We start from the raw sequence: 26483 nt of genomic DNA, 5'->3' as shown, positions 1-26483 counted from the left end.
CGGACACCCGCCTCCAGCACGGCTCACCCTCGGGGGTCGACTCGTGACGCGCGTCCCGACCGGCGATCGCTCGATGTCTCGGGCGCCCGGCCTCGGAGCCGGTCCACCTCACGCTGGAGGCGATGGTTCTCGGCACGGAGCCGGAGGACCTCCTCGACACCGGCCAGGTTCAGACCGATCGCGAGGAGGGTGGCGATCTCCCCGATGCGGTCCAGTTCCTGGTCGCTGTAGCGGCGGGTCCCGCCCTCGGTCCGGTAGGGCTTCAACAACCCCTTCTGCTCATAGACCCGCAGCATCTGCGGGTTGACCCCGGTCACCTCGGCCGCCACCGAGATGGAGTACACAGCGCGGTCACTCCCCACGTCAGCCACGGCGTACCCCCCGATCCGGCGCGGATGGAGCGGGTCGGACCATGACCGGACCAGCAACGATCGGGGGACCAGGAGCGGCACCGGCCAGCGATGTCGAGATCCAGAACCCGCGCACCCGGGTCGACCGATCAGGGGACGCCTCGCCGCGACCGGGCCGCACCGACGGGCCAGGGGCCGCGAGGACGACGTCGAAGGACTCAGCCGCTGGAGGCTGGGACGCCACCCTGTAGGCATCGGCCAGGGCGACAAACCGGTCCATGGCCAGCGGGTCGGTTGAGACGTCCGGATGGGTCTCACGAGCCAACCGCCGATAGGCATGCGCGACGGTTGCCCGGTCGCTGCCCGCAGGGATCCCCAGCAGCCGGAAGGCCTCCAAGCGCCTGTCATCCATCAGGACTCTCCGTTCGAGGGCGGTCGTCGCGCGAACTGCCCGAACTTGTTGCCGCCAGACCCTTGACATCGTCTCACGGCTGGAGAAAATCTGAAACAGAAGCAGCAGATTATCTGAGGTCGAGGAACCTCAGATCCCTATCGGAGAACCGTGAGGAGGGAAGAACTCATGCTGATGCGCACCGATCCGTTCCGTGACTTCGACCGTCTCACCGAAGCCATGCTGGGCACCCGCGCTCGCCCCGCCCTGATGCCGATGACGGCCTACCGCGAGGACGGGACCTTCGTCGTCCACCTCGACCTGCCCGGCGCCACGGCCGAATCCATCGATCTGACCGTGGAGCAGAACGTGCTCACGGTCCAGGCCGAGCGCAAGCCCCCGGTGGGCGATGACGCCGAGCGAGTCATCGACGAGCGCAGCTACGGCGTGTTCAGCCGCCAGCTGTTCCTCGGCGACACCCTCGACATCGACCGGCTCACGGCGAACTACGACGCCGGCGTGCTGACACTGCAGATCCCGATCGCCGAGCGGGCCAAGGCCCGCAGGGTCGAGGTCACGGCCGGGGAGACTGCCAAGGAGATCAACGCCTAGGAGGGAGGTACTGACCGCCCATGACCGCCATCGACGACGTTGCACGCGCCTTCGGCACGAAGACCGCCCGAAGGCGTGCACCGCGTCACCGCCGCCCTTCGCAGAGCCTTGGCCCGGCTCGTCGCCAGCGGAGGGAACCCCTGGAGAACCGGGCGGGGCACACGCTGCCGCCGCCCAGGTTCCCAGCCTGCGGGGACCCGTGGCGCTGACCCGGGCCCCCGCAGGCACCGGCACACAGGTGCCAGGGCCTGGAGGTACCACAGCCGCCCGTGCCGCCGCCTGTGAAGAGATGAAAGGGAGCGTTGATGTACCGGTCCAAGGATGCGCGTGAGCTCGCGATCCTGATGAGGATCAGCCGCGAGCTCGACGTAGTCGGCGACCTGACCGCCACCGTGGACAATCCTTCCGAGCTCCTGGCCTGGGCGCTGATCCTGTCCCAGCCCGCCGTCCTCGCCTGGCGCGCCACCGACTCCGGACATCGCTACCTCCACGTCACCGCCGACCGCTCGCGGCCCCCCATCCGAGGACGCATCACGGCAGTGCTCGCCTGCGATCAACACCCCGACTTCTGGGACGCACTCGGCCTGGATGGACTGGCATCCGGAGACCGTCACGAGCTGACCGTCGACGCCTTGTCCTCGGCCTGGGCGATCATGCCCGTCACCTCACCGGACGCCGACAAGCCCACAGCACCCCAACCACCCGACGCACGACCGGCATAGCCACGCGGGTTGAGGCGGCAAGACGCCGAGCCGTTGGTGCGGGCCTGGCCGTGGCGACAGGAGCGCCGGCCGGCGATCCCGAGGCGCGCCAAGGTCCCGCTGCCGGTGCTGGGTACCGCTGCTGTGCTGTGGGTGGGCTTGAACCAGTCGGTTAGCATGAGTCGACAGAACGGGTGCGGGGTACTGGCCTCACAGCTAACTACAACGTTGACCATCATCAGGCGGAGCCGGGGTCAGCGCGAAGGGACGGACTGTGAGGTCGACCACATGAACCGGCTGCAGCCTGGATTCATCCTCTCTGATCGTTACCGGCTCGAGAGGCGCGTCGCTTCGGGGGGCATGGCGGACGTCTGGGCGGCAGAGGACGACGTGCTGCGCCGAATGGTCGCGCTCAAGGTGATGCGTCCTGACCCCGACCACGAGGAGCTGTTCGCCCTCCGCTTCCGTGACGAGGCGCTACATTCCGCGGGACTGATCCACACCAACATCGCCACCCTCTTCGACTACGGCGAGGACGATGGCTTGGCGTTCCTGGTCATGGAGCTCGTCGACGGCAGGCCGTTGTCGCAGCTGATCCGTGAGCGTGGTCGCCTCCCGGCCGAGAAGGTCCGGTCCGTGCTCGGTCAGTGCGCCCTCGCGCTGGGTGTTGCGCATGCCGCGAGGCTGGTGCATCGCGACGTCAAGCCGGCCAACATCCTGGTTCGCGACGATGGTCTCGTGAAGCTCACCGACTTCGGCATCGCCCGGGCCGCCGATGCCTCCGGCCACACCCGCGCCGGCGACCTGCTCGGGACGCCGTCGTACATCAGTCCGGAGCAGGCGCTGGGACGCCCAGCGACCGGCGCTTCCGACCTTTACGCCTTGGGCGTCGTCGGCCACGAGATGCTGTCCGGGGCCAAGCCCTTCGACAAACCGACGCCCATCGCCACGGCGATGAGTCACATCCACGAGCCGCCGCCGCCCCTGCCCGAGGACGTACCGGAGGTCCTCGCCGGCGTGATCGAGGACTTGCTCGCCAAGGACCCGACCGAGCGGCCGGCCAACGCGCGTGCGGTCGCGGTCCGCCTCGGGCTTGCCGATCACGAACTCATGGGGCTGGCTCTCGGACTGGCGCAGGCCGTATACGGGGAGTCGGCGCTGTCCGAGGACCTGGCACGTGAGGGAGGTCCGGCGCCGGGGGAACTGACGCGCACCGTTTCCGTCAACCAAGCAGCGCTACTGGATGATTAGGATTCTGCTGCGCATCGCAGATCCGTTCGCCTTCCCCCACGGGGCGTAACACCGGGCATCGAGCGTGGCCCGGACCTCCCAGCGACTCGCCTCGTGACCGCCTTCACCACGCAGTGGGGCCTAGGACCCCCAGCCTGGGTGAGAGGCGATCTCGGGTCTGCTCACCGCGACCGTTGGCCTGTGTCTCGGGTCATCACAGCCCGAGGTCGCGGCCAATGAGTTCCTTCATGATCTCGTTGGAGCCGGCCCAGATCTTGGAGACCCGGGCGTCGCGCCAGGCGCGCGCAACGCGGTACTCGTTCATGTAGCCGTAGCCGCCGTACAGCTGGACGCAGGCGTCGAGGACCTCATTCTGCACGTCGGCGCACCACCACTTGACCTTGGCCGCATCGATCGCGGTCAGCTCCCGCCTGGTGTGCGCGAGCACCGCGTTGTCCAGGAAGCCGCGGGTGACCTCGACCTTGGTGACCAGCTCGGCGAGCAGGAACTTGTTGTGCTGGAACGAGCCGATCGGCTGCCCGAACGCCTTGCGTTCCTTGACGTACTCCAGGGTCTCGTCGAGGATCTGCGCGGCCTGGGCGATGTTGCCGATCGCGTTGGACAGCCGCTCCTGGGGCAGCCAGGTCATCATGTGGACGAAGCCCTGGTTGGGCTCACCGATCAGGTTCGCGTCCGGGACGCGGACGTCCTCGAAGAACAGTTCAGCGGTGTCGGACTCGTCCTGGCCGACCTTGTCGAGCTTGCGTCCCCGGCTGAAGCCGGGCATGCCGGCCTCGACCCCGAACAGCGAGATCCCGCGTCCGCGCTTGGCATCGGGGTCGGTGCGGGCAGCCACGACGACCAGGTCGGCGGAGTACCCGTTCGTGATGAAGGTCTTGGATCCGTTGAGGACCCAGGCGTCCCCGTCGCGTACGGCGGTGGTCTTCAGGGCGGCGAGGTCGGAGCCTCCTGAGGGCTCGGTCATGCCGATCGCGGTCAGGATCTCACCGGACACGAACCCCGGAAGCCAACGTTCTCGCTGCACCTCTGTGGTCAGCTCGACAAGGTACGGCGCCACGATGTCGGCGTGGATGCCGTGGCAGGAGCCCAGCGACATCGACACCTTGCCGAGCTCCTCGCACAGCACCGCGTTGTACCGGAAGTCCCCGGCCGCCATGCCGCCGTACTGCTCGGGGATCTCCAGACCGAGCAGGCCCTGTCGGCCGAAGGCCCGCCACATCTCCCGGGGGAACTGCTTGGCCTCGACGTACGAGTCCCAGCTGGGCTTCACCTCACGGTCCAGGAAGCTCCGCACCGAGTCGCGGAAGGATTCGTGGTCGGCGTCGTAGATCTCGCGCTTCATGAGGCAACCCGGAACATCGGTGCTGCTGCACAGACCTCTGCGACGTCGCGGCCCGCCCGCATCACGGTGAAGTCCGGCCGCACCAGTGCGGCCGCGGCCCGACCGCCGGTGAGCCACGTGGAAAGGGGGGAGCCGGGTTGCACCTCGAGCACCTCGGTGCCGCGATCAGCCAGGACGGCCCGCTGCTGGGGCGATAGCGGTACGCGCGTCACGAGCACGAACCCGCCGCGGGTCGCGTCGTCGTACCGGGTGCCGTCCGCCAGGGGCGCGTTCGGGCACAGCCGTCCGTGTAGAGAGGTGCGGCGCCCGCGCCCCTGCACCAGCGCGGACCGATGCAACGGGGGTGTCTCGCCATCGAGGAGGCGGTCGCGCAAACCGGGAATCCAGTGCAGTCGGGGGGCGATGGCCTTGCGGAGCACGTCGCCGGCCCGGCCGCCCTGCGTCATCGAGACGCCGATCAGCTTGGCCAGGCGGATCATGGCGCGGGCATGAGGCTTGCGCTCCACCTCGTAGGTGTCGAGCACCGATTCGGGGAGGTCGCCGGAGACCACACCGGCGACCTTCCAGCCCAGGTTCATGGCGTCGCGAAGACCAGCGCACAGCCCCTGTCCGATGAAGGGTGGCGTGAGGTGGGCGGCGTCGCCGAGCAGGAAGACGTTGCCGTCGCGCCAGCGGTCGGCGATCTGCGCCCGGAAGTGGTATTCCGCGACGCGCACCAGACGGAGCTGCGCGCAGGAGATGCCCTCGACCCACGGCCCGATCAGGGGCAGCAGGGCTTCGATGGACTCGAAGTCCGCGGCGGTCTCGCCCTCGAGGAGGCGGAACTCCCAGCGGTAACGGGCGTCCCCGATCCTCATGTACGTCGCCGCCCGGTCGGGGTCGCAGACCTGGTGCACGCCTTCCCACTGGTCGAGCTCGACCGTGCTGTCGACGTCGATGACCAGCCAGCGCTGCTCGAAGTCGAGGTCCTCCATGGTGGAGCCGATCGCCGTGCGCACCACGCTGTTGGCGCCATCGCAGCCCAGGACGTAGGTGGCCAGCACGGACTCGTGCTCACCGGTGAGCCGATCGGTGAAGTCCACCCGGACGCGGCCCTGGCCGTCCTGGGCGACGTCGGTGACCTCGACGTTGCCGCGCAGGTCGACGGTGGCCTGGTCCTTGAGGTTGGTGCGCAGCAGCTGCTCGAGCTCGGGCTGGTCGAACATGTTGGCCTGGGGGTGCCCGTGCCGCCCCTGGTCCCCGGCCCTGTCGAAGACCGCGAAGACCCGGTGGTTGCGATCGATCAGCTGCAGGCCACGGGTGGGCCGGGACACGGTGGCGAACTCCTCGGCGATCCCGAGCCGCACCAGGACCCGGTAGATCTCGTCGTCGAGGTGCACTGCCCGCGGCTGCGGGAACACACCGTCCCAACGGTCGAGGACCAGGCACTCCACGCCGTACTGGCCGAGCAGGGTGGCGGCGGTGACGCCCGCGGGGCCCGCCCCGACGATCACGACGGGGATCGGCTCGGCGCCGCTGCGGTCGGAAGTGCTCATCGGAGGTCGCCCAGCACGAGGACGACGAAGGCCACCGCGACCGTGCCGAGGACGAGGGCCGGGGCCACCGCACGGATCCCGTCGCCGTTGCGGAGGTGGGCGACGACGGCCCCGCCGAGCAGCAGGACCAGGCCGGTAGCCGCCAGGGCCCCGATCACCGGGACCGCCGCCCCGACGAGGATGCCCAGGACGGCGAGGACCTCGAGCAGGCCGATCCGCCGGTAGGCAGCGACGCTGAAGCCGACGTGTTCGGCCTTGGTGCGCATGGCTGGTACGGCGGCCAGCTTGGCGGAGCCGAGCGCCGCGAAGGCGACGGCCAGCAGGCCCGCCAGAATCGCTGTGGTGTTCATGACAGTTCCAATCTCCAGGTGATGGCGAAGCGGTTGAGTACGTCGGTGGCCGTGGTTTCGTCGGCACCCCGGGCCAGGCCGACGACGGCGACGACCGTGCCCTCCTCGACGACCCCGCGGACGCCGGTGACGGTGGGCAGGTCGCGGAGCGCTTCGGTGACGGCCACGCGGGTGGCCTCGGCGCGCAGGGCGGGTTTGAACGGCTTTCCCACATGGGTGAGGGGGAGGGCGTCCAGCACGGTGACGGTCTTGGGGGCGGCGGCCTGTTCGAACACGTTGGCGGTCGCCCAGGCACACAGCTCCTCGGTGGTGGTGCTGGAGTCCGGGGCGAGCGTCACGAACGCGACCGGCACCTCACCGGCGTGCATGTCCGGGCGACCTACCGCTTGTGCGGCCGTGACCGCAGGGTGTTCGAGGAGAACGGTCTCGATGACCGCCGGGTCGATGTTGTGGCCGCCGCGGATGATCAGGTCCTTGGCTCGGCCGACGAGGTGGACGAAACCCTCCGCGTCGACCCGGGCCAGGTCGCCGGTGTCCAACCAGCCATCGCGCAGCTTGCCCAGCCCGTCCAGGACCGGCCCGCCCGGACCTCGGTCGACGACGTAACCGGGAAACACCGTCGGCCCGCCGATGGCCAGTACCCCGGCCTCACCGGTCGGCAGGTCGACCCATTCACCGTCGGCATTGAGCGCGATGGTCTTCACCTGCTGGTAGGGCAGCCGCTGGCCGACGGATCCGGGGACCGGGCAGTCCACGAAGCTGCGAGCGCTGGCGCAGGTCGCCTCGGTCAGGCCGTAGCCCTCCATGAGGGGCACCCCGGTCGCTGACTCGAACCTCTCGCGGACCGCCGTCGGCAGGGGGGACGCGCCGACGAGGGCGAATCGGAGACTGCTGATGTCGGCGTCGACGGAGCGGTCGGTCAGGGCCGCGTAGATGGTCGGGACGCCGCTCATGAAGCTGATGCGGTACCGTTCGACCACCTTCCAGAAGTTGGCGAACAGCTTCGTGTCGCGGTAGCCGAGGGGTCCCGCCCAGACAGCCCGGTGCCCCTTGAACAGCGGCGCGAGCAGGGTGACGACCAGGGCGTTGACATGGAAGAGCGGCAGCGCGGCGAACGCTACGGACTCGGTGTCCAGCACTCCGATCGCGGCGATCATCCAGGCGTCGCTGACCTCGTTGGCATGGGTGTGCGCTGCCAGCTTCGGCGCACCTGTGGTCCCACCGGTGTGGAAGAGAGCGGCGAGGTCATTGCCCGAGGGCGGCTCCCCCACGAAACGGTCGTACGGTTGCTCCGCCGCCCGGGCGGACAGGTAGGCGACCTGGAGGCCGCGGATCGGGAACGGCTTCTCCTCGCTCGCCCCGACCCCGGTCGGGCGGAGGGCCAGCAGGGTCCCGATGCCGGCCTCGCGGGCACAGGCGCGAGCGTGGTCCCAGACCTCGGGTGCGAGCTCTGGGCCGGCGGCCACCAGGACACGTGCGCCGGACCGCCGCATCAGCTCGGCGATGTGCTCGCCGGACAGGCCACTGTTGATTGGTGCGGCGATGCCGGCGAGCTGTGCCGCCAGGGTCGCGGTGATCAGCTCGTCACAGTTGGGAGCCAGCAGGGCGACGCCGTCGGTGCGGCGCACGCCGAGGGCGTGGAACAGGTTGGCGTAACGGTGCACGTCGGCCAGCAGCTGGGCGAAAGTGCGCTCCGACGGCTGCTCCCATCGCTCGCCATCCGGCATGACGGACAGTGCGACCCGTTCGGGCCACAGGCTGGCGGCCCGGACGAGGAGCTCGTAGGTCGTGCCCGGCAGGCCGCGGTCGGCCAGCGGCACGGCCTCGATGGCGGCCAGGTCGCCCGGCCCGTCGTACGTCGGCCAGAGGAGGTCGCCCATCACGCGCTCCTCACGACGGTGCGCTGCCGACCGAGGTCGATTGCCCCGTCGTCGGTGCCGATGGCGACCTCGACGACGTCGCCGTGCTTGAGGTACTGGGGGTTCTGGGCTTGGCGCTGGAAGAAGATCTTCCACTTCAGCGCGGGGGGCAGGAAGGCGGCGATGAGCTCGACCGGCTTCGGTGGGGCGCTGAGCGCGGTGCCTTCCGGGGTCCCGGTGAGGAGCAGGTCACCCGCGTCGAGCCGCTGGAACCGGCTCAGCGCCTGCAGCGCCTCGAGAGGGGAGTAGATCATGTCGCCGTCCACCACCGCGTCCTGCCGCGGATCGCCGTTGACCCAGAGCCGCAGCCGCAGGTCGCCGAACCGCTTCAGCTCGTCGTGGTCGAGCAGGACCAGGTCCGGGCCGACCGGCGTGAAGGTCGGGTAGGACTTGGACTCGTAGAACTGGGTCTTCGGCAGCTGCACGTCGCGGGCCGAGACGTCATTGGTCACGACCAGGCCGGCCACGAACGTGGTCCAGTTCTCCTCGGTGACCTCGGTGCCCACCGGCAGCTCCCGGCCGATCACCAGACCGATCTCGACCTCGTAGTCCAGGCAGCGCACGTGGCTGGGCCGGATGATGTCGTCGACGGGGCCGCTGATCGAACCGGAGGTCTTGCGGAAGAAGGTCAGCGGGATGGTCTCCGGCTTGAGGCCGGCATCCTTGACGTGGCTGGCGAAGTTCGTCATCTGTGCCACCACCCGGCACGGGGCCGTCACCGGGGACACCACGTCGAGGGTGGCCGGGTCGACGGTCTCATCGCAGGCCAGGGCGGCCGAGATCCGCTCGCTCTCGGCGAGCAGCTCACCCGTGGTCGTGGCGTCGGTGGTGATCCGAGCGGCTCCGCCTCCGGGGGTGCGGACCCACCAGGCGTCGGGCGTACGGAGGATGGTGTGGCTCATGAGCTGGCTACTTTCAGGAGGCCGCGAAGGCGGGTCAGGTCGAACTCGTTGTCGTCGCGCAGCGCACGGGCCATCGACCTCAGCTCGCGCAACGCCTCGGGCCCTGGGGTGAGACCGAGGAAGTCCTTGGTGGCCGGCGGGCCCCACTGGGCCAGCCCGGACGCGGTCATCGGCGACCAGCCCGGCTCGAGGGTGGAGTCGAAGCGGTCACCGTCGGCGAAGTGCTCGACCAGGAGACCGTCGGCGTCGCGCCAGTAGTCGAAGATCTGGCTGCCCTCGATGTGGCGGCCGATCCCCCAGGAGTGGTGGAACCCCTGCTCGCGGAGGTACTCGCCGCCCGCGGCCAGAGCGTCGAGGTCTGTCACCTGGTACGCCGAGTGCACGTAACGGTGGCGGGGCCCGAGCATCATCGCCAGCGTGTGGTGGTCCGTGGGAGTCGTGCCCTGGTCACAGCGGATGAAGCTCATGGTGGGGCCGCGCTCGCGCTGGCCCGGGTAGTACTTGAAGTCGCTGACGATGAGGCCGAGGTGCTCGAGGTACCAGTCGAGGGTCTCGATGTACTTCGTGGTCTGCAGCACGACGTGGCCCAGTCGCTGGATCCTGGCCGGCTCGCGCGGCGGGCGCTGAGTGTCGTTGGTGCGGCGCACGTCGTTCCCGAAGTTGAACGCCCTGGTCGACTGGGCCGGCAGGGCCGCCAGCTCGTGGGTGTCGGCGACCACGCGCACCCTCACTCCGCTGGGGTCGGTCAGGTCCACCGTGAGGCCGCCGATGCTCTCCGGCAGCTTCTCGACCTTCGCCCCCGTGGTGTCGGCGAGACGCACGACGTCGGCGGCGTCCGCGGCCCGGAAGGCAGCGCCGAGGTACCGCGAGCGAGCTCCGCTCCGCACGATCACGCACGGCGCGCCGGCGTCGCTCCCACGCAGCTGCAGCTCGTCCGGCGTGCGGCTGACGGTGCTGAACCCGAAGGCGTGCGCGAACCGCTCAGAGGCCGCCAGGTCGGGTTTGCTGAACTCCAGCCAGGCAAGGTCCGCGACCTTGATGACCGGGTTCTTCGCTCGCCCCGGGTGCTCGCCGGACACCGCGCCTTGCTCGCTGTGCAGGTCGTTGTGTGTCCCGTGGTGACTGGTCATGGCTACTCCTTGCTTGAGTTACTGACGATATCGTCACTCACGAACATACACTCAGTCAAGATCTATTTGAAGAAATCGTCACTCCTGACACGCGGACGGTAGGATGGCACCTCACCACCCCGACGACGACGCCGAGGAGCGACCCATGACCACCGCACCCACACAGCCGGGCAATCGGCTCGACCGGCGCAAGGCCCGGACCCGAGCGGCCCTCATCCGGGCAGCACAGACGCTCATCGCCGAAGGCCGGACGAACGCGCCGATCCTGGAGATCACCCAGGCCGCAGACGTCGGGATGGGCTCCTTCTACAACCACTTCGACACCAAGGAGCAGCTGTTCGAAGCGGCCGTCGAAGCGGTGATGGATGGCTATGGACAGTTGCTCGACGAGCTGACCGGGGACATCGAGGACCCCGCGGAGGTGTTCGCCTGCAGCTTCCGACTCACCGGACGGCTCCAACGCAGGGAACCGGAGCTCAGCAGAGTCTTCCTCAACAACGCGCTCCGACTGCTCAGCGCCGACAGCGGCCTGGCTCCACGGGCCCGGCGTGACATCTCCGCCGCCGTGGATGCCGGCCGCTTCGAGGTCGAGGACCTCGACGTCGCGGTGACGATGACCGCTGGAGCGCTGATCGCGCTCGGCCAGCTGCTACTCGACCAGCCGGAGCGCGATGTCGAGGAGACCACCGACCGGGTGGCCGAGGAGCTGCTCCGCATGTTCGGGTTGACCCCGAGGCAGGCGAAGCGGATCTGCTCGCTCCCACTGCCGGACATCGACACGGCGCGCGGCACCCCGACCGGTGCCGCTTCGAACTAATTACTGACGATATCGTCATTATCGAGGTATCCTTCAGTTAGCAGCGGCCCGACCGAGGGCCACGACGAGTACACGTCACCACCTGCGACCGCGAGGAGATCCTCTGATGACCACCGCCACCACCCCCACTCTCGCCGAGAGCGCCGCTCCCCTCGAACTGCTTCTGGTCGACGCCACCCTCGGGCCGGTGCGCCGCTTCGTCCCGGACCTGTCGACGGCGAAGTGGGCGGCTTCACTCGCGCGCAAGCCGGACCTCACCGCGCGGCGGCTGACCGGGCTGGGCGTCGAGGCCGGCCGCATCATGGGCGGCACCTCGACACTCGCCACGCGGCGCGGGGACCGTCGCTTCACCGACGTCGCCTGGACCGAGAATCCGGTGCTGAAACGGCTGGTCCAGCTCTACCTGGCCGGCGGACAGACCGCCGAGCAGCTGGTGATGGACGCCGACCTCGACCCCCGCGACCGCAAGCGGGTGCGGTTCTTCCTCGACAACGTCATCGAGGCAATCGCTCCCAGCAACGTCCCGCTGGTCAACCCCGCCTCGGCCAAGGCGGTGATCGACACCGCTGGGTTGAGCCTGGTGCGCGGCGGCAGGCAGCTCGTGAGGGACCTGGCATCCGCGCCACGAATTCCGGAGATGGTCGACGGCACCGGGTTCGTCCTCGGCGACAACATCGCGGCGACGCCGGGTGGGGTGGTCTTCCGCAACGAGGTGCTGGAGCTGATCCAGTACGCGCCCCAGACCGACGAGGTCTACGAGGTGCCCACGCTGTTGGTGCCGCCGACGATCAACAAGTTCTACGCACTCGACCTCGCCCCGGAGCGAAGCCTGGTGGAGTTCGGCGTCCGGCAGGGCAGGCAGACGTTCCTCATCTCCTGGCGCAACCCGGACACACGACACGCCGCCTGGAACCTCGACACCTACGTGCGGGCCATCCTCGACGCGCTCGACGCCGTCGAGGAGATCACCGGCAGCTCGCGCACGGTGCTCGGCGGGGCGTGCTCCGGCGGCATCCTCGCCAGCATCGCAGCGGCCTACCTCGCCGGAATCGGCCGGCAGGACCGGTTGGCAGCGCTGAGCCTGGCGGTCACCGTCATCGACAACCACGACGCCGGGACGGTGGCCGCCCTCGTCGACGAGCGGATGGCGAGCCGAGCCAAGGCGAAGTCGGCGCGCAAGGGGTACCTCGACGGCCGGGCGCTCGCCGAGATGTTCGCGTGGCTCAGGCCCGGCGATCTGGTGTGGAACTACTGGGTCAACAACTACCTGCTCGGCAAGCGACCGCCGGCGTTCGACATCCTGTACTGGAACTCCGACACCACGCGGATGACCGCCGCACTGCACGCCGACTTCGTCGACCTGGCGATGGAGAACTCGCTGACCCGGCCCGGGGCCCTCACGATCCTCGGCGAACCGATCGACCTGGGCAAGGTGACCGTGGACTGCTACGTGGTGGCCGGTATCGCCGACCACATCACTCCGTGGGAGAACTGCTACCGCTCCGCTGAGCTGTTCGGCGGCACGACCCGCTTCGTGCTGTCCACCAGCGGTCACATCGCTGCCCTGGTCAACCCGCCGGGAAACCCCAAGGCCTCGTTCCACACCAACGACGACCTGACGTCCGACGCCAAGGTCTGGCTCAAGGGCTCCGACGTCCAGCAGGGCACCTGGTGGACCGACGTCAGCCGGTGGCTCGACGAACGCTGCGGTGAGCAGAGGCCGGCGCCCACGACGCTCGGTTCCAACCGGCTGTCCGTGCTCGCAGAAGCTCCCGGCACCTACGTCTTCGACAGGTGACGAACTTCCTTCGGGTCCGGGTCCTCGGCCACGACGTCCGGGTCGCCGTACGGCCCGGCACCGCCCCCGGTCCGCCGCTGCTGCTCTGCAACGGGATCGGGGCAAGCCTGGACCTGCTCGATCCGTTCGTCGACGAGGTCGACCCGCGGATCGAGGTGGTCCGGTTCGACGTGCCGGGCGTGGGGGGATCCGCCGGACCCAAGGTGCCCTACAACTTCGCGCTGCTGGCGTGGCTGGTCGGGACGCTGGTCGACCGGCTCGGCTATGACCGGTTCGACGCGCTCGGCATCTCCTGGGGTGGCGGCCTGGCACAACAGCTGGCGTTCCAGTACCCGCGTCGCTGCCGACGACTGGTGCTGGTCAGCACCGGCACCGGCATGCTGATGGTGCCGGCCCACCCCCGCGTGCTCGGCAAGATGCTCACTCCGCGGCGCTACCGCGACCCGGCGTACGCCAAGGCCATCGCGCCGCTGCTGTACGGCGGCCGGATGCGCCGGCAGCCCGGCGAGGTGAGGCACGTGATGTACGAGCCCGAACGGCTCGGCCCGAGGAGCGGCTACTACCTCCAGCTCCTGGCCGGGGCAGGGTGGACCAGCCTGCCCGCCCTTCCGCTCATCCGTCAGCCCGCACTGATCCTGGCCGGGAACGACGACCCACTCATCCCGCTGGTCAACGCACGCATCATGCGCGCCCTGCTGCCCCACGCCGTGCTGCACGTCTACGACGACGGTCACTTGGGCCTGCTCACCGCCGCGGACGAGCTCGGTCCGCTCGTGTCCAGGTTCCTGACCTCGCCGTAGCCGTACGGCCTGGTGACCCTGGTCACGTGCGCGACCCTTGCCGGCTGCGTGCCGGTCGCCGCTCGGATGCTGACGCGGGGGCGACTGGACGGACACGACCCTGCCGTAGCTCCAGGTTCGTGAGTCGCCGGTGCGACTTCCTACGGTTCGCTGGAGACAGGCGCGACGATCTCGCGCTTGAGGATCTTGCCCGTCGGCCCGAGGGGCAGCGCGTCAACGAACCAGACGTGCCGCGGGTACTTGTACGCCGCCACCTGGTCCCTCACGAAGTCGCGCAGCTCCGCCTCGGTCACCCGAGCCCCGGGCGTGAGCGCGACCGCGGCCGCGACCTCCTCGCCGTACTCCTGATGCGGGATGCCGATGACGGCGGCGGCTGCCACGTCGGGGTGCTCGTAGAGCACCTCCTCGACCTCACGGGGGTAGACGTTGAAGCCACCGCGGATGATGACGTCCTTCTTGCGGTCCACGACGTAGTAGAAGCCGTCGGTGTCCACCCGCCCCATGTCGCCGGTGCGGAACCAGCCGTCGGCGTCGAGGGCGGCCGCGGTCTCCCGCGGCTTGCCCCAGTAGCCCTTCATCACGTTGTGGCCACGGATCGCGATCTCCCCGACCTCACCGACAGGCAGCGACCGTCCGGATTCGTCGACCACGCGCAGCTCCACACCGGAGACGGCGTAGCCGATCGAGCCCAGGCGGCGGTCGCCGCCGCTGCGGTTGAACGAGGCGACCGGCGAGGTCTCCGAGAGTCCGTACCCTTCGAGCACCTCGCAGCCGAACGTCTCCTCGAACCGGTGCAGCACCTCCACCGGGAGTGCCGCACCGCCCGACACGCATGCTCGCAGCGCGGGCAGCTGCGGCCGCGCGGGGAGGGCCAGGAGCGCGGAGTACATGGTGGGCACGCCTGCGAAGACCGTGGCGCCGTAGGTCGCGAGCAGCCCCGCCGCCGCGCCGGGGTCGAACCTCGCCAGGAGGAGCAGCGTGGCGCCGGCGGCCATGGTGGCGTTCAGGGTGCAGGTCTGCCCGAAGGAGTGGAACAACGGCAGTCCGCCGAAGACCACGTCCTGGGGCGTCAGGCGCAGCAGGTCGGACTGGGTGACCTCGACGTTGCTGGTGAGGTTGCCGTGGGTGAGCTCGGCCCCCTTCGGCTGGCCTGTGGTACCGGAGGTGTAGAGGATCACTGCGGTGTCGCCTGCCTCCCGGTCGACGACGTCGTCGACGCGCTCCTGGGTGGCGAGGAGCTCGGCGAACGAGTCGCGTTCGACCACGATCATCGTCGTCGTGTCTCCTGCGCGTTCGAGACCTCCGGCCACCTCCTCCGCTGCGGTCGGCCATGCGAAGACCAACCGAGCGCCCGAGTCGGACAGGAGGTAGCGCACCTCGCGGGCCTTGAGGAGCGGGTTCATCGGGACCACGACGGCGCCGGTGCGCAGCACCCCGTAGTAGAGGGAGGCAAACTCCGGAACGTTGGGGAGCATGATGGCCACCCGGTCTCCCGGACCCACGCCGTGGGCGACCAGCAGGCCCGCCACTCGCTCGCTGGCCTCCGCCAACGACCCGTAGGTGACGTGGTGCTCGCCGAGGCGGACAGCGACCTGCTCGGGCCGGCTCGCTGCGGTGTCGGTGAAGAGTCGTGCGAGGTTCATGCTGGTTGCTCCTGGGGGTCGTGGCCCGCGCGGGCCTGGTGCACGAGGTCGAGCGCGATGTCGACGAGGAGGTCCTCCTGTCCGCCGACGAGCCCCCGGCGGCCGGCTTCGAGGAGAAGGAAGCGGACGTCCACTCCGTACGTCGCCGACGCTCGCTCGGCGTGGCGCAGGAAGCTGGAGTAGACGCCCGCGTAGCCGAGAGTGAGGGTCTCTCGGTCGACCTGCACCGGTCGCTGCATCAGCGGTCTCACCAGGTCGTCGGCGGCGTCTTGCAGCGCGAAGAGGTCGGCGCCGTGGTCCCACCCCTGCAGCGTGGCCACGGCGACGAAAGGCTCGATCGGGCAGTTGCCGGCCCCCGCCCCGAGACCGGCGAGGGACGCGTCCACTCGGGTGGCGCCCTCCTCGACGGCGACGACGCTGTTGGCGACCGCGAGCGACAGGTTCTGGTGGGCGTGCACCCCGATCTCCGTGGTGTCGTCGAGCGCGTCCCGGTAGGCGCGGACCCGCGCCCGCACGTCGTCCATCGTCAGGCGTCCGCCGGAGTCGGTCACGTAGACGCAGTGGGCTCCGTAGGACTCCATGAGACGGGCCTGTCGGGCCAGCGTCGCCGGATCGGCGAGGTGGCTCATCATCAAGAAGCCGGAGACATCCATGCCGAGCTCTCGTGCGGCAGCGATGTGCTCGGCTGCGATGTCGGCCTCGGTGCAGTGGGTGGCGACGCGCACCGAGCGGACGCCGAGTTCGTGCGCGCGCTGGAGGTCCCGGACGGTGCCCACGCCCGGAAGCAGCAGGGTGGTGAGCCGCGCCCGGCTCAGATGGGCTGCAGCGACCTCCAGCCACTCCCAGACCTGGTGGCTGCCGGGACCGTAGGTGAGGCTGCCGCCGCCCAGGCCGTCGCCGTGAGCGACCTCGACCGCGTCGACGCCCGACGCGTCGAGCGCGGTGAGGAGCATCCCCAGGTCACGCGGGTCGATTCGATGACGCAGGGCGTGCATGCCGTCGCGCAGCGTGACGTCCTGCAGGTACACCCTGGTCATGCCGACGCCTCCGCCCGCTGGGTAAGGCGCGTGGCCATGTGCTCCCCCACACGCAGCGCGGCCGAGGTCATGATGTCGAGGTTGCCGGCGTATGCCGGGAGGTAGTGGGCCGCGCCCTCGACCTCCAGGAACACGCTGACCTGATGCGTGACAGGACGGGCACCGGCCAGCGTGTGCACGGGCTCGCTCGCGGGCACCGGGGCGACCTGCACGTCCTGCTTGAGCCGGTAACCCGGGACGTAGGCCGAGACCGCAGCGACCATCTGCGCGACGGAGGCCCGGACATCCGCGAGCCGCTGGCCGCCCGGGTCGTGCACGAGGGCCAGCACCGTGTCGCGCATGACGGGAGGGGGGTCGGCGGGGTTGAGCACGATGATCGCCTTGCCTCGACTCGCGCCGCCGACCAGTTCGAGGGCCTTGGCCGTGGTCTGGGTGAACTCGTCGATGCTGGCGCGGGTGCCGGGCCCGGCGGACCGGGATGCGATGGAGGCGACGATCTCGGCGTAGGGCACCTCGGCCACGCGGGCGATGGCGGCGACCACGGGGATCGTGGCCTGTCCTCCGCAGGTGACCATGTTGACCTCCGGCGCCTCGAGGTGCTGGTCGAGGTTGACCGCCGGGACGACGTAGGGGCCGAGAGCCGCCGGGGTGAGGTCGACCATGCGTTTGCGGTAGGGCGACAGGGCAGCGACGTTCGTGCGGTGAGCCTCCGCCGACGTGGCGTCGAAGACGATGTCGATCTCGGCGAAGCCGGGCATCGACACGAGGCCTGCGACGCCCGCGTGGGTCGTCGGCACACCGAGGCGGTGGGCTCTGGCCAGGCCGTCGGACCCGGGGTCGATGCCGACCATCGCCGCCATCTCCAGGGTGTCGGAGAGCCTGAGGACCTTGATCATCAGGTCCGTGCCGATGTTGCCCGAGCCGATCACTGCGACCTTCGTCCGCCTCATCGTGACTCCTCGGAGAACGTGGCGGCGACCGTGCCGAGCGGCCGGCCCTCGCCATTCGTCAGCTCGGCCCGGACCTCCGAGCCGGCTTCGACGACGACCATGGGCCCGAGTGCGCCCGCCAGCACCACCTCGCCGGCCCGCAGCGGCTCGCCGAGGTCCCGGACCGTGGTGGCCAGCCAGGACAGGGCGAGCAGGGGGTCTCCCAGGCAGGCGACGCCGGCGCCGGTTGACGCGACCCCACCTCCGACGCGGACGGTGACGCGGGTCTGGCGAGGGTCGAACTGCGCCAGCGTCAAACGTTGGGCACCGAGGACGAAGAGCCCACTCGAGGCGTTGTCGGCAACGGTGTCGGCGATGCTGATGTCCCAGCCCGCCACACGGCTGTCGACGACCTCCAGGGCGGCGACCGCGTGGTCCACCGCGGCGACCACGGCCGAGCGGCTCACCTCGCCGTCGAGGTCGGCGCCGAGCACGAACGCGATCTCGGCCTCGACCTTCGGCTGGAGCAGGCGTGCCATGGAGACCGGCGTACCCTCGGGCACCCGCATGTCGTGGAACAGCACTCCGAAGTCGGGCTGGTCGACGCCCAGCTGCTGTTGCACCGCCTCGGAGGTCAACCCGATCTTGCGGCCGACGATGACGCCTCCCGCCTCGACCCGGTCACGGGTCAACCGCTGCTGCACGGCGTAGGCCGCCGCGAGGTCCGTGGACCCGATCAGGTCGCGGACCGGCGCGCACGGCGTGTGCGTCACCGCGGCCGAGCGGAGCCGCTCGGCTGCCCGGTCGACGTTCGAGCCGATCGCCGTGGTCACCATGCTGCCTCGACCTCCGTGCTGGTCGTCCCAGCGGTCACCGGAAGGTCCAGCCCGAGGTGATGGACCAGGGTTGCGGTGAGCGCATCGGCCGAACCCTCCGCGATCCCGAAGACGAACTTGTCAGGACGCAGCACCAGCAACGACCCTTGCCGAGCACCGGCCCGGCGCAGCCACCCGGTGAGCGCTCCGGCGGTGTCCTCCACGTCGACCACGCCGTCTGTCCGGACCTTCTCCCCCACCGGCCCCTGGGGGCGGCGGCCGGCGCCGTACAGAGTCAGGAACGACGCCTCGACGCGTTCCCAGGTGGTGGTGTCATTGCCCAGCACGTGCCGCGGGTCGACGCCGATACCGATGACCGTCCAGCCCGTGCCCGTGACGTCGTCGAGCCGCACCGAACGGCCGTCGTAGGTGCGGACCACCGGCTGGGGCGAAAGCGTCCCTTCGACGCCGCGCAACCGGCGCGGCATGCCGAGGTAGGTGGCCTTGCGGTACTTCGGCTTGGGCTTCATCCCCATGTTCCGCACGTACCGGCCCAGCCCGGGCGTCCGGACCGCTGCCCACATGGCGGCGTCTCGTGCCCGGGCCGCGCGCGGGTCCTTCACCGACACCAGGCTCTTGTTGAAGACCGAGAAGTCGATCATCGCCTTGGCGTGCGGGGCCCGCTCGCTCTGGTAGGTGTCGAGGATCGCCGGGTCCGCACCGTGCCTGAGGACGGCCTCCAGCTTCCAGGACAGATTGTCCGCGTCGCGGATCCCGGCGTTCATGCCCTGGCCGACGAACTGCGGCGTCATGTGGGCGGCATCGCCGGCGAGCAGGACCCGCCCGTCTCGCCAGCGGTCGGCGACCAGCGCGTTGAAGGTGTAGACGAGGCTGCGCAGCACGGTCACGCTGTCGGGGTCCACGTGTTCGGACAGCAGCCGGCGCACAGTGGCGTCGGACTCGAAGTGGTCCTTGTCGTCCTCGGGAGTCAGCGCGAACTCGAAGCGGTGGCGGCCCCCCGGCTGCGGGCAGCTGACGGTCGGACGCACGGGGTCGCAGACGAAGTCGAAGTACGGCTTGTGCCCGAAGGCGTCCACGCCCTTCTTGGCAGCCAGGTCGACGACCAGCCAGCGCTCCGGGAAGCTGGTGCCGGTCATCTCGCTGCCGAGCCACGAGCGCACCAGGCTGCGGCCCCCGTCAGCGCCGACCAGGTACCGGGCACGGTCGGTCCGCACCGAGCGCTGGTCCACGACGCTCGCACTGGCGCCGTACGACGTGCCGGTCGACGCTGCGTGCTCGACCCACACCCCGTCGACGTCCTGCCGGATGCCCACGAGCTCGCGTCCGCGCCGTACCTCGACGTGTGGGTAGCGAGCGAGCAGCTCCTCGAGCTTGGTTTCCAGGGACGGCTGGTAGAGGAAGTTCACCACCGGCCACCCCAGCGGTTTCTGTGTCGGGCGGAACTGGACCATCACGCGACCGTCCGACCGAACCCACTGCACGGGGCAGTCCAGGTCCATGTCGCCGTGCACGTCGTCGGCCACACCTGCGGTCTGGAAGACGCGCATCGCCTCGTCGTCGGTGTAGACCGCCCGCGCGTTGCCGTAGAACTCCGGCTCCTTCTCCAGCACGAGGGTGCGCAGCCCACGCCGGCCCAGGAGGTGTGCGAGGGTGAGCCCGGTGGGGCCGAGGCCCACGACCGCGACGTCGTAGGTCCCGGCATCCGTCGTCATCGGACCGCTCCTGTCAGCTCGGGCACCGAGACCTCGGGGTGACGGGCGTGCCGCATGGCGTTGGCGAACTGGTGGAGCTTGGTGGCCACCGACTCGCCGACCGGGGTATGCCCCCAGATGCTGATGCCTCGGTAGGTCGTGGGCTCCCAGGTCGCCTCCTCCTCGGGGCCGACGGTGACCGGGTTCCACCCGACTTCCAGCTCGAAGCCGGCGGGGGTCACGCAGTAGAAGGACAGTGCCCTGTCGTTGCTGTGCTGGCCCACCGACCACGCCATCTTGAAACCGAGCTCCTGCACCCGCTGGTAGGCCGAGAGCATGTCGTCCAGAGTTGCTGCCTGGATGTTCACGTGCTGCGCCTTGGTCCGGATCGGGTCGACCCTCAGCTGCTGAACGTTGGCGATCGCCACCGAGTGGTGCCGTTCGTTGACCCGCAGGAACCTGATCTTGAGCGTCAAGCCTCCGACGTTCTCATCGATGTAGTCGGACAGCCGTGAGTCGAAGACGGTGCTGAAGTAGGAGTGGAGCCCCTGCGGGTCGCGGGTCGTGATGGCCACGTGGCCGAGGCCCCCGTCGCCGGTCACGAAGCCGCTGGTCAGCATGTTCAGCGGACTGGTCGTCGTGCGCGGCACGGTGAAGATCTCCTGGACGATCCCCTTGGGGCCGGCGAACCTCCACAGCCGCTCCACCCCGCGGAGAGCCGCCTCCTCTGGTGCGCCCTCCTTGATCGGAACACCCCGCTCGGTGACGCGTTTGACGATGCGGTCGAAGGTCTCGTGGTCGTCGACCTGCCAGCCCAGGCCCATCAGGTCCTCCGCCGGCCCGCGCTGGACCAGGAACCGGCACTCGCGATCGTCCAGCCGGAAGCGCAGCACGTCCCGGGTGATCTCGTCGACGTGCAACCCGATCGCGTCGGCGCCGAATCGCCGCCAGTCCGTGAGGCGTTGGGACTCGGCCACGACGTAGCCGAGGTGCACCGCTCCGAACACCGACTCGTCGGCCGTGGGGTGGAGGAACGGAGTGCTCATGCTGGTCCTTCCTTGTCGCCCAGGAAGTCCCGGGCCAGCGAGTTGAAGAGTTCTGGTCGCTCCCACTGGACCCAGTGGCCGGTTTGCGAGGCGAGGAAGAGGTCGCAGTGCGGCAGGGTGCGAGCGAGGGCGAAGCCGCCAGAAGGCCGGTTCACCTTGTCGTCGGCGCCCCAGATGACCAAGGTGGGCGTGTTCAGCCGTGCGAGGCGGTGGTCTCGCGTGAAGTCCATCCGCAGCAAGGTTCCAAGTGAGAAGGGCCGGCGCAACGGAGGGTTCGTGAGCACGTCGGGATGGATGCTGGCCTCGTAGCGCAGGTCGATGAGCTCCTCCGGCACCGCCCGCCCGTCGTACACCAGGAACTCGCGGATGAACGTCGCCAGCTTCTCCCTGGTCGGGCCGTCTCCCGCGTAGTAGTCGAACAGGGTCTTCAGGCCCTTCGTGGGAAGCGCTCGAGTGGTCCCGACCCCGCCCGGCCCCATCAGGATCAGCTTGTCGACCTTGTCGGGACGGTCCAGCGCGAGCCGCAGCGCTGCCGCCCCTCCGTAGGAGTTGCCGATGAGGTGTGCCTTCTCGACACCCAGCTCATCGAGCAGGCCGCGGACGGCGAAGGCCAGGTCACCGAAGGGGTCGCCCTGGTCGACGTGCTTCGAGGAGTCGCCGTAGCCGGGGAGGTCCGGGACGATCACGCGGAACCGGTCGGCCAGGGCATCGATGTTGCGCGAGTAGTTGGACAGCCCGGTCGCGCCGGGGCCGCCGCCGTGCAGGAGGACCACCGGCGCTCCGGTGCCGGCCTCGGTGACGAACAGCTTGCGGCGACCCACCGTGACCAGGGACTCGGTGCGCTCTGCGCATTCGTGATGACTCATTCGACACTCCTCGAGGGATTGATTGATGAAATCATCAACGTTGATAGAACTCGCTGTCAAGAGGGTTTTGATGAAATCATCAGATCCTTCGAGCCTCGGCCTCCGGCGAATCTGATGAGAGCATCAGTTATGATGGGCCTCGACCACACGGTCGATGGCGTAGGAGGCAGGCAACGGATGAGCACCGGGCTGACAGCACCGCAGAACCGGGTGGACCGCCGCAAGCAGCGGACTCGCCAGGCGTTGGTTGACGCTGCTCAGCAGCTGCTTGCCGAGGGCAAGTCGCACAGCAGCATCCAGGAGATCACCGATGCGGCCGACGTCGGGTTCGGGAGCTTCTACAACCACTTCGAGAGCAAGGACCAGCTCTTCGAGGTAGCCCTGGCCCAGGCACTGCAGTCCTACGTGGACCTGCGGGACGCGGTGGTGGTGGGGCTCGACGACCCTGCGGAGATCTTCACCGTCAGCTTCCGGATGACGGGCAGGCTCCAGCGCGAGAACCCCGAGCTGGTGCGGGTCCTGCTCAACACGGGCACGAAGGCGCTCGTCCACGAAGCCGGGCTGGCACCCCGGGCACGGCACGACATCGCGGCAGCGAAGGAGGCGGGCCGGTTCGACGTCGAGAACGACGAGCTTGCGCTGATGGCTGCAGGAGGTGCGATGCTGGGACTGCTCCAGCTGCTGGAGTCGCATCCCGAGGCAGACGCCGCGAGCCTCACCGATGAGATGGCCTACTCGGTGCTCCGGATGTTCGGCATGACCAAGCGAGAAGCAACCAGGCTTCGCAACCGTCCGCTCCCACCCCACCCCGAGGTCTGAGCCCGCAAGCAAGAGCCGGTGCGGGCTGCTCTCGACGCCCGGCAGCCGCGGTCGTCACTCCACCCGTGCCAGTGGCAGGCTGAGGGCGGACCCGGAAGCTCGACGCGGAAACAAGTGAGGGGTTGAGTCATGGGCGACGTGCACACCCGCGTATACCGTCATGGCGCGGTCACCGACGAAGGGTTCCCCCTCGAGGAGGTGTCCCAACACCTCGCTCACGCGGGGAGCACCGTCTGGATCGACCTCTGCGTGCCCTCGACGGAGCAGCTGCAGGTCGTGGCCGCTGAACTGGGACTGCACGAGCTTGCCGTGGAAGACGTCCTCGGCCCGCAGCGCCCCAAGCTCGACCGGTACGCAACACATCTCTTCCTGTCCTGCCACGCGGTCGGTCTCGACCTTGAACGGGGATCCCTTGTCGAGACAGAGGTGGATGCGTTCATCGGTCAGGGCTGGTTGGTCACCATTCGCGAGAACTCCCTCTTCGATGTTGACCGGGTGCTCGAGCGTTGGGACCGTTCACCGGATCTCGCCGAGCACGGGGTCGACTTCCTCCTCTACGGCCTGCTCGACGTGGTGGTGGACGGCTACTTCGAGGTGATCCAGGCGCTCGACGACTACCACGAGCTCATGAGCGAGCGGATCTTCGCCGAGCAGTCGCTCGACCCGCTCCGGCAGCGTTACTGGTTCACGATGCGCCGGGCAATGTTCCGCTTCCACCGCCTGGTCGTTCCGATGCGTGAGGTCTGCGGCAGCCTGGTGCGCCGCGAGCACTCCCAGGTCGCCGAGGAGATCTACCCGTACTTCCTGGATGTCCACGACCACGTCCTGGGCGTCATCGAAGACCTGGACTCCCTACGCCAGGTCTCTGCCACGATCATCGACACTGATCTCGGTCTCCGCGGCCACCGCCAGAACCTGATCGTCAAGAAGGTGTCCGGCTGGGCCGCGATCATCGCCGTCCCCACCTTGGTCACGGGTTACTACGGCATGAATGTCCCCTACCCGGGCTCGGGGGAGGATGTCGGCGTACTCACCTCCACCGGGCTCATGATCGTCGCCTGCATCGTCGTCTACCACCTGTTCCGACGGCGCCAGTGGCTCTGAGGTGGCTCCACGACGAGGCTGATCATCCACGACACGATGTGAAACCGAGACGTAGGGTGTTCACGTGTCTGGGACTGCGGCCGGCCACGACGGAGATCCACCGTTGACCTCCCCGCACCAGGCGCTGCCCGAGCGGAGGCTGACCCGACTCGGCTGGAGTCCCGCCGCGACCCCGAAGGAACTGGTGCTGTTCGTCAACCCACGCTCCGGTGGTGGCGCGGCCAAGCGCAACGGGCTCGTCGAAGGGGCGCGCGAGCGGGGAATCCAGGCGGTCGTGCTCGATCCGGGCCAGAGCTTGGCGACCCTGGTCGACCAGGCAGTCGCGGCCGGAGCGGATGCGCTGGGGATGGCTGGTGGCGACGGGTCGCTTGCGCTCGTTGCCGCAGCCGCCGCCACGCATGGCCTCCCGTTCATCTGCGTCCCGGCCGGGACCCGCAACCACTTTGCACTCGACCTCGGAGTGGACCGTCATGATGTGGCAGGCGCGCTCGACGCGTTCCATCACGGGTTCGAGCGCCGGATCGACCTGGCCGAGGTGAACGGCCGCCCGTTCCTGAACAACGTCTCTCTCGGGATCTACGGTGAAGCGGTCAGGCATCCGGAGTATCGCGACGCCAAGGTCCGCACTCTGGTGGAAACCGCGAGACATGTGCTGGGACCCAGCGGGAAGACACCAGCGCTGCGGCTCGTCGACGATGCGGGACGCGAGCATGCTCGCCTGGCAGTCGTCCTGGTGTCGAACAACCCGTACGCGACGGACCGTCCCGTCGTCGGCTCCCGACCATCGCTCGACAGCGGCCTCCTCGGCATCCTCATCCTCGACGCGCCTGGCGACCCGCCCCCGCCGGGGCGTGCCTGGAGCGCCCCCGACTTCGAGGTCTCCGCCCCCGCAACGGTGGCCGCGGGCATCGATGGTGAGGCGGTGATGCTGGATGCGCCGCTGCTGAGGTTCACGGTTCGGCCGTCGGTTCTTCGGGTGCGCATCGCGTCCCACCATCCCGGCGCGTCGCCATCAGCACGTCTGCCGCGCGCCGAGTCACGACGGACGACTTCGCCGGGGGACGACCGGGGTGGTCCCCGGTAGGGAGCCGCTTCTCTGCGCTCGCGTCATGACGACCGGTGCCGGCGATCCCAGGCGCCCGCCACCATGGCCGCCGTACCCGCCCCGACGACCGAACCGAGCACGGCGTCCCCGGGATAGTGCACGCCCGTGTGCACTCTCGAATACGCCACCGCGCTGGAGAGCAACCGGATCGGCACGGCCAGCGCCGGGTAGTGCCTCCCCACCGTGTAGGCAAAGGCAAAGGCCGACGCGGAGTGGCCGGACGGAAACGACGTGGACTCCGGCATCGGGACGAAGCGGGCGGCGTGAGTCGACGAGTCAGCCCGATCCGGCCGCCGGCGACGAGCAAGTGGCTTGATGCCGAGATTGACCGTTGCGGACGTCGCCCCGATCGCGAGCACGCCCTCGAGGGCCACCTGTCGCCCCTGTCTCCCTCCGAGCGTCGCCATCGCGGCGCTCATGCCGAGCCACAGGCGCGAGTAGTTCGCTGCGACCGAGAGGCGGCGAAAAGCGCCGTCGAGGTGGGGCGTTGCGGTCACGGCCACGGCCTCGTACACCGCCCGGTCCAACGCACCCAGCTCGCGCAACGCTTCCGCCCACGCCGAGCCGGGACCCCGCCGGCGTTCGACCCCCTGGGCGAGCGCGTCTCCAACCGTCTGGTTCTCGTGGATCGGATCCGCCATACGCGCAGCGTAGGCTTCCCGGCCGCGAGACCGCAGGTCCACCCTGCTGCCGCTCGGACCGGCATTGGCGTCGCTGGGCACGTTGAGGTCAGCCCGGCGAACGGTAGCTGACCTGTGGATGCTCTGGAGCTGCACCCTGGGAGAAGCAAATCGATTCCTGCCGAAAGTCCCGACGATTGCGGACTTTCGTCCTGACCTGGCCCCGAGGCTTGACATCCGCAGTTCTGACGATATCGTCATTATTGTACCAATGATACAAGGGACCTCTCCGGGTCCGGAACTCAACGAAGGAGGCAACTCATGACGCAGCACACGGACTTCTACACGCGACTGGACACGCTGCAGCAGCGGGTCGCGGCGGCCAAGGCAGCGGTGCAGGCGGCCGCGGCGGAGTCGGATGAGCAGCTCAAGCAGCGGATCGATCGGGCGCAGGCCCATCTGGACGAGTCAGCTCAGTCCGCACGGCAGCAGCTCTCGCAGGTCGACGACAGTGCACGGGCGAAGTGGACACAGCTGAGGGCTGACGCCTCGGCCAAGCTGAACGACGTCAAGGCGAACATCGAGCGGCGGAACCGCCAGATGGATGCGAAGGTCGCTGCCAAGGATGCGGACTGGGCGGAAGCTGACTCGGCCGAGGCACTCGACTTCGCGGACTGGGCGGTCGAGAACGCAGAGCTGGCGATGCTCGACGCCATCCACGCCCGCGCCTACGCCGACAAGCTCGCCAAGGCTGCAGGCAACTCGTAGCCCGCAATCGGACTGGTGGACAGACCGCTCCGGTTTCGCACGACGCGCGCCGCGGCGGGCAAGGAAACGGTTGACCCCTTGCCCGCGCGGCAGCACCGGGTGGACCTGCTGCTTGTCGTCC

General features: G+C 69.2%; 26 protein-coding genes. 10 read left to right on the top strand and 16 right to left on the bottom strand.

Annotation, left to right across the window (positions count from 1 at the left end):
* Positions 1 to 23 precede the first annotated feature (23 nt).
* Both EKO23_RS26190 and EKO23_RS26695 read right to left on the bottom strand, forming a co-directional pair.
* Positions 24 to 329 (bottom strand): MerR family transcriptional regulator, encoded by a 306-nt coding sequence (locus EKO23_RS26190; RefSeq protein ID WP_246051083.1) that lies wholly within the window; start codon positions 327 to 329, stop codon positions 24 to 26.
* Positions 330 to 363: 34 nt separating this feature from the next.
* Positions 364 to 762: a J domain-containing protein gene (locus tag EKO23_RS26695; RefSeq protein WP_425464396.1), complete on the bottom strand. Its 399-nt coding sequence runs from the start codon at positions 760 to 762 to the stop codon at positions 364 to 366.
* Between the two features lie 168 nt (positions 763 to 930).
* On the opposite strand from EKO23_RS26695, the gene EKO23_RS13995 reads away from it, so the two are divergent.
* The 3 genes from EKO23_RS13995 (at position 931) to EKO23_RS13985 (ending at position 3305) form a co-directional block, all read left to right on the top strand.
* Positions 931 to 1353: an Hsp20/alpha crystallin family protein gene (locus tag EKO23_RS13995; protein ID WP_134718315.1), complete on the top strand. Its 423-nt coding sequence runs from the start codon at positions 931 to 933 to the stop codon at positions 1351 to 1353.
* Positions 1354 to 1658: 305 nt separating this feature from the next.
* Positions 1659 to 2075 (top strand): hypothetical protein, encoded by a 417-nt coding sequence (locus EKO23_RS13990; protein ID WP_134718313.1) that lies wholly within the window; start codon positions 1659 to 1661, stop codon positions 2073 to 2075.
* 267 nt (positions 2076 to 2342) lie between these two features.
* Positions 2343 to 3305, top strand: a complete 963-nt coding sequence (locus EKO23_RS13985; protein ID WP_134718311.1) for a serine/threonine-protein kinase — start codon at positions 2343 to 2345, stop codon at positions 3303 to 3305.
* A 193-nt stretch (positions 3306 to 3498) separates the two neighbouring features.
* On the opposite strand, the gene EKO23_RS13980 is transcribed toward EKO23_RS13985, so the two are convergent.
* The 6 genes from EKO23_RS13980 to EKO23_RS13955 are packed head-to-tail and all read right to left on the bottom strand — an operon-like array spanning position 3499 to position 10483.
* Positions 3499 to 4647, bottom strand: a complete 1149-nt coding sequence (locus EKO23_RS13980; RefSeq protein ID WP_134718309.1) for an acyl-CoA dehydrogenase family protein — start codon at positions 4645 to 4647, stop codon at positions 3499 to 3501.
* The gene (gene mhpA / locus EKO23_RS13975) at positions 4644 to 6182 is read right to left on the bottom strand and encodes a bifunctional 3-(3-hydroxy-phenyl)propionate/3-hydroxycinnamic acid hydroxylase MhpA (RefSeq protein ID WP_134718307.1); all 1539 of its coding nucleotides are present in this window, start codon (positions 6180 to 6182) and stop codon (positions 4644 to 4646) included. Before mhpA (EKO23_RS13975) ends, EKO23_RS13980 begins: the two co-directional genes overlap by 4 nt.
* Positions 6179 to 6532 carry a DoxX family protein gene (locus tag EKO23_RS13970; protein WP_134718305.1) on the bottom strand — a complete coding sequence of 118 codons (354 nt, stop codon included), beginning with the start codon at positions 6530 to 6532 and terminating at the stop codon, positions 6179 to 6181. The genes mhpA (EKO23_RS13975) and EKO23_RS13970 overlap by 4 nt, the downstream gene beginning before the upstream one ends.
* Complete coding sequence (locus EKO23_RS13965) at positions 6529 to 8412, bottom strand: acyl-CoA synthetase (protein WP_134718303.1); 1884 nt, start codon at positions 8410 to 8412, stop codon at positions 6529 to 6531. The genes EKO23_RS13970 and EKO23_RS13965 overlap by 4 nt, the downstream gene beginning before the upstream one ends.
* Positions 8412 to 9353 (bottom strand): fumarylacetoacetate hydrolase family protein, encoded by a 942-nt coding sequence (locus tag EKO23_RS13960; protein ID WP_134718301.1) that lies wholly within the window; start codon positions 9351 to 9353, stop codon positions 8412 to 8414. The genes EKO23_RS13965 and EKO23_RS13960 overlap by 1 nt, the downstream gene beginning before the upstream one ends.
* Positions 9350 to 10483, bottom strand: coding sequence for a VOC family protein (locus EKO23_RS13955; protein ID WP_134718299.1), 1134 nt, complete (start codon positions 10481 to 10483; stop codon positions 9350 to 9352). The genes EKO23_RS13960 and EKO23_RS13955 overlap by 4 nt, the downstream gene beginning before the upstream one ends.
* 145 nt (positions 10484 to 10628) lie before the next feature.
* Between EKO23_RS13955 and EKO23_RS13950 the strand changes: the two genes are divergently transcribed.
* From EKO23_RS13950 to phaZ, 3 genes are all read left to right on the top strand, one after another.
* Positions 10629 to 11300, top strand: coding sequence for a TetR/AcrR family transcriptional regulator (locus EKO23_RS13950; protein ID WP_134718297.1), 672 nt, complete (start codon positions 10629 to 10631; stop codon positions 11298 to 11300).
* Positions 11301 to 11406: 106 nt separating this feature from the next.
* A complete protein-coding gene (locus EKO23_RS13945) occupies positions 11407 to 13098 on the top strand; it encodes a PHA/PHB synthase family protein (protein ID WP_134718295.1) in 1692 nt (563 codons plus the stop codon).
* The gene (gene phaZ / locus EKO23_RS13940) at positions 13095 to 13898 is read left to right on the top strand and encodes a poly(3-hydroxyalkanoate) depolymerase (protein WP_134718293.1); all 804 of its coding nucleotides are present in this window, start codon (positions 13095 to 13097) and stop codon (positions 13896 to 13898) included. Before EKO23_RS13945 ends, phaZ begins: the two co-directional genes overlap by 4 nt.
* 140 nt (positions 13899 to 14038) lie before the next feature.
* On the opposite strand, the gene EKO23_RS13935 is transcribed toward phaZ, so the two are convergent.
* From EKO23_RS13935 to EKO23_RS13905, 7 genes are read right to left on the bottom strand one after another with little or no spacing between them, the layout of a single operon-like run.
* A complete protein-coding gene (locus tag EKO23_RS13935; protein WP_134718291.1) occupies positions 14039 to 15541 on the bottom strand; it encodes a long-chain-fatty-acid--CoA ligase in 1503 nt (500 codons plus the stop codon).
* On the bottom strand, positions 15538 to 16578 hold the full coding sequence (dmpG, locus tag EKO23_RS13930; protein WP_134718289.1) for a 4-hydroxy-2-oxovalerate aldolase: 1041 nt from the start codon (positions 16576 to 16578) through the stop codon (positions 15538 to 15540). Before dmpG ends, EKO23_RS13935 begins: the two co-directional genes overlap by 4 nt.
* Positions 16575 to 17528 carry an acetaldehyde dehydrogenase (acetylating) gene (locus tag EKO23_RS13925; RefSeq protein WP_134718287.1) on the bottom strand — a complete coding sequence of 318 codons (954 nt, stop codon included), beginning with the start codon at positions 17526 to 17528 and terminating at the stop codon, positions 16575 to 16577. The genes dmpG and EKO23_RS13925 overlap by 4 nt, the downstream gene beginning before the upstream one ends.
* Positions 17525 to 18340, bottom strand: coding sequence for a 2-keto-4-pentenoate hydratase (locus EKO23_RS13920; RefSeq protein ID WP_246051082.1), 816 nt, complete (start codon positions 18338 to 18340; stop codon positions 17525 to 17527). Before EKO23_RS13920 ends, EKO23_RS13925 begins: the two co-directional genes overlap by 4 nt.
* On the bottom strand, positions 18337 to 20055 hold the full coding sequence (mhpA, locus tag EKO23_RS13915) for a bifunctional 3-(3-hydroxy-phenyl)propionate/3-hydroxycinnamic acid hydroxylase MhpA (RefSeq protein ID WP_134718283.1): 1719 nt from the start codon (positions 20053 to 20055) through the stop codon (positions 18337 to 18339). The genes EKO23_RS13920 and mhpA (EKO23_RS13915) overlap by 4 nt, the downstream gene beginning before the upstream one ends.
* Positions 20052 to 21080, bottom strand: coding sequence for a VOC family protein (locus EKO23_RS13910; RefSeq protein ID WP_134718281.1), 1029 nt, complete (start codon positions 21078 to 21080; stop codon positions 20052 to 20054). Before EKO23_RS13910 ends, mhpA (EKO23_RS13915) begins: the two co-directional genes overlap by 4 nt.
* Complete coding sequence (locus EKO23_RS13905; RefSeq protein ID WP_134718279.1) at positions 21077 to 21946, bottom strand: alpha/beta fold hydrolase; 870 nt, start codon at positions 21944 to 21946, stop codon at positions 21077 to 21079. Before EKO23_RS13905 ends, EKO23_RS13910 begins: the two co-directional genes overlap by 4 nt.
* A gap of 177 nt (positions 21947 to 22123) precedes the next feature.
* Here EKO23_RS13905 and EKO23_RS13900 point away from each other — a divergent pair, with 177 nt between their 5' ends.
* The 3 genes from EKO23_RS13900 (at position 22124) to EKO23_RS13890 (ending at position 24953) form a co-directional block, all read left to right on the top strand.
* On the top strand, positions 22124 to 22765 hold the full coding sequence (locus EKO23_RS13900; protein ID WP_134718278.1) for a TetR/AcrR family transcriptional regulator: 642 nt from the start codon (positions 22124 to 22126) through the stop codon (positions 22763 to 22765).
* A gap of 129 nt (positions 22766 to 22894) precedes the next feature.
* Positions 22895 to 23869: a magnesium transporter CorA family protein gene (locus EKO23_RS13895; protein WP_134718277.1), complete on the top strand. Its 975-nt coding sequence runs from the start codon at positions 22895 to 22897 to the stop codon at positions 23867 to 23869.
* Positions 23870 to 23972: 103 nt separating this feature from the next.
* Positions 23973 to 24953 carry a diacylglycerol/lipid kinase family protein gene (locus tag EKO23_RS13890; protein WP_217702624.1) on the top strand — a complete coding sequence of 327 codons (981 nt, stop codon included), beginning with the start codon at positions 23973 to 23975 and terminating at the stop codon, positions 24951 to 24953.
* 23 nt (positions 24954 to 24976) lie between these two features.
* Here the strand turns inward: EKO23_RS13890 and EKO23_RS13885 are convergent, their stop codons facing one another.
* On the bottom strand, positions 24977 to 25615 hold the full coding sequence (locus EKO23_RS13885) for a phosphatase PAP2 family protein (RefSeq protein ID WP_134718275.1): 639 nt from the start codon (positions 25613 to 25615) through the stop codon (positions 24977 to 24979).
* Between the two features lie 300 nt (positions 25616 to 25915).
* On the opposite strand from EKO23_RS13885, the gene EKO23_RS13880 reads away from it, so the two are divergent.
* Positions 25916 to 26362 carry a hypothetical protein gene (locus EKO23_RS13880; RefSeq protein WP_134718274.1) on the top strand — a complete coding sequence of 149 codons (447 nt, stop codon included), beginning with the start codon at positions 25916 to 25918 and terminating at the stop codon, positions 26360 to 26362.
* Positions 26363 to 26483 lie beyond the last annotated feature (121 nt).

The organism is Nocardioides guangzhouensis (assembly GCF_004519545.1).
GTDB lineage: Bacteria > Actinomycetota > Actinomycetes > Propionibacteriales > Nocardioidaceae > Nocardioides > Nocardioides guangzhouensis.
This window is presented reverse-complemented; position numbering and strand designations above follow the sequence as displayed.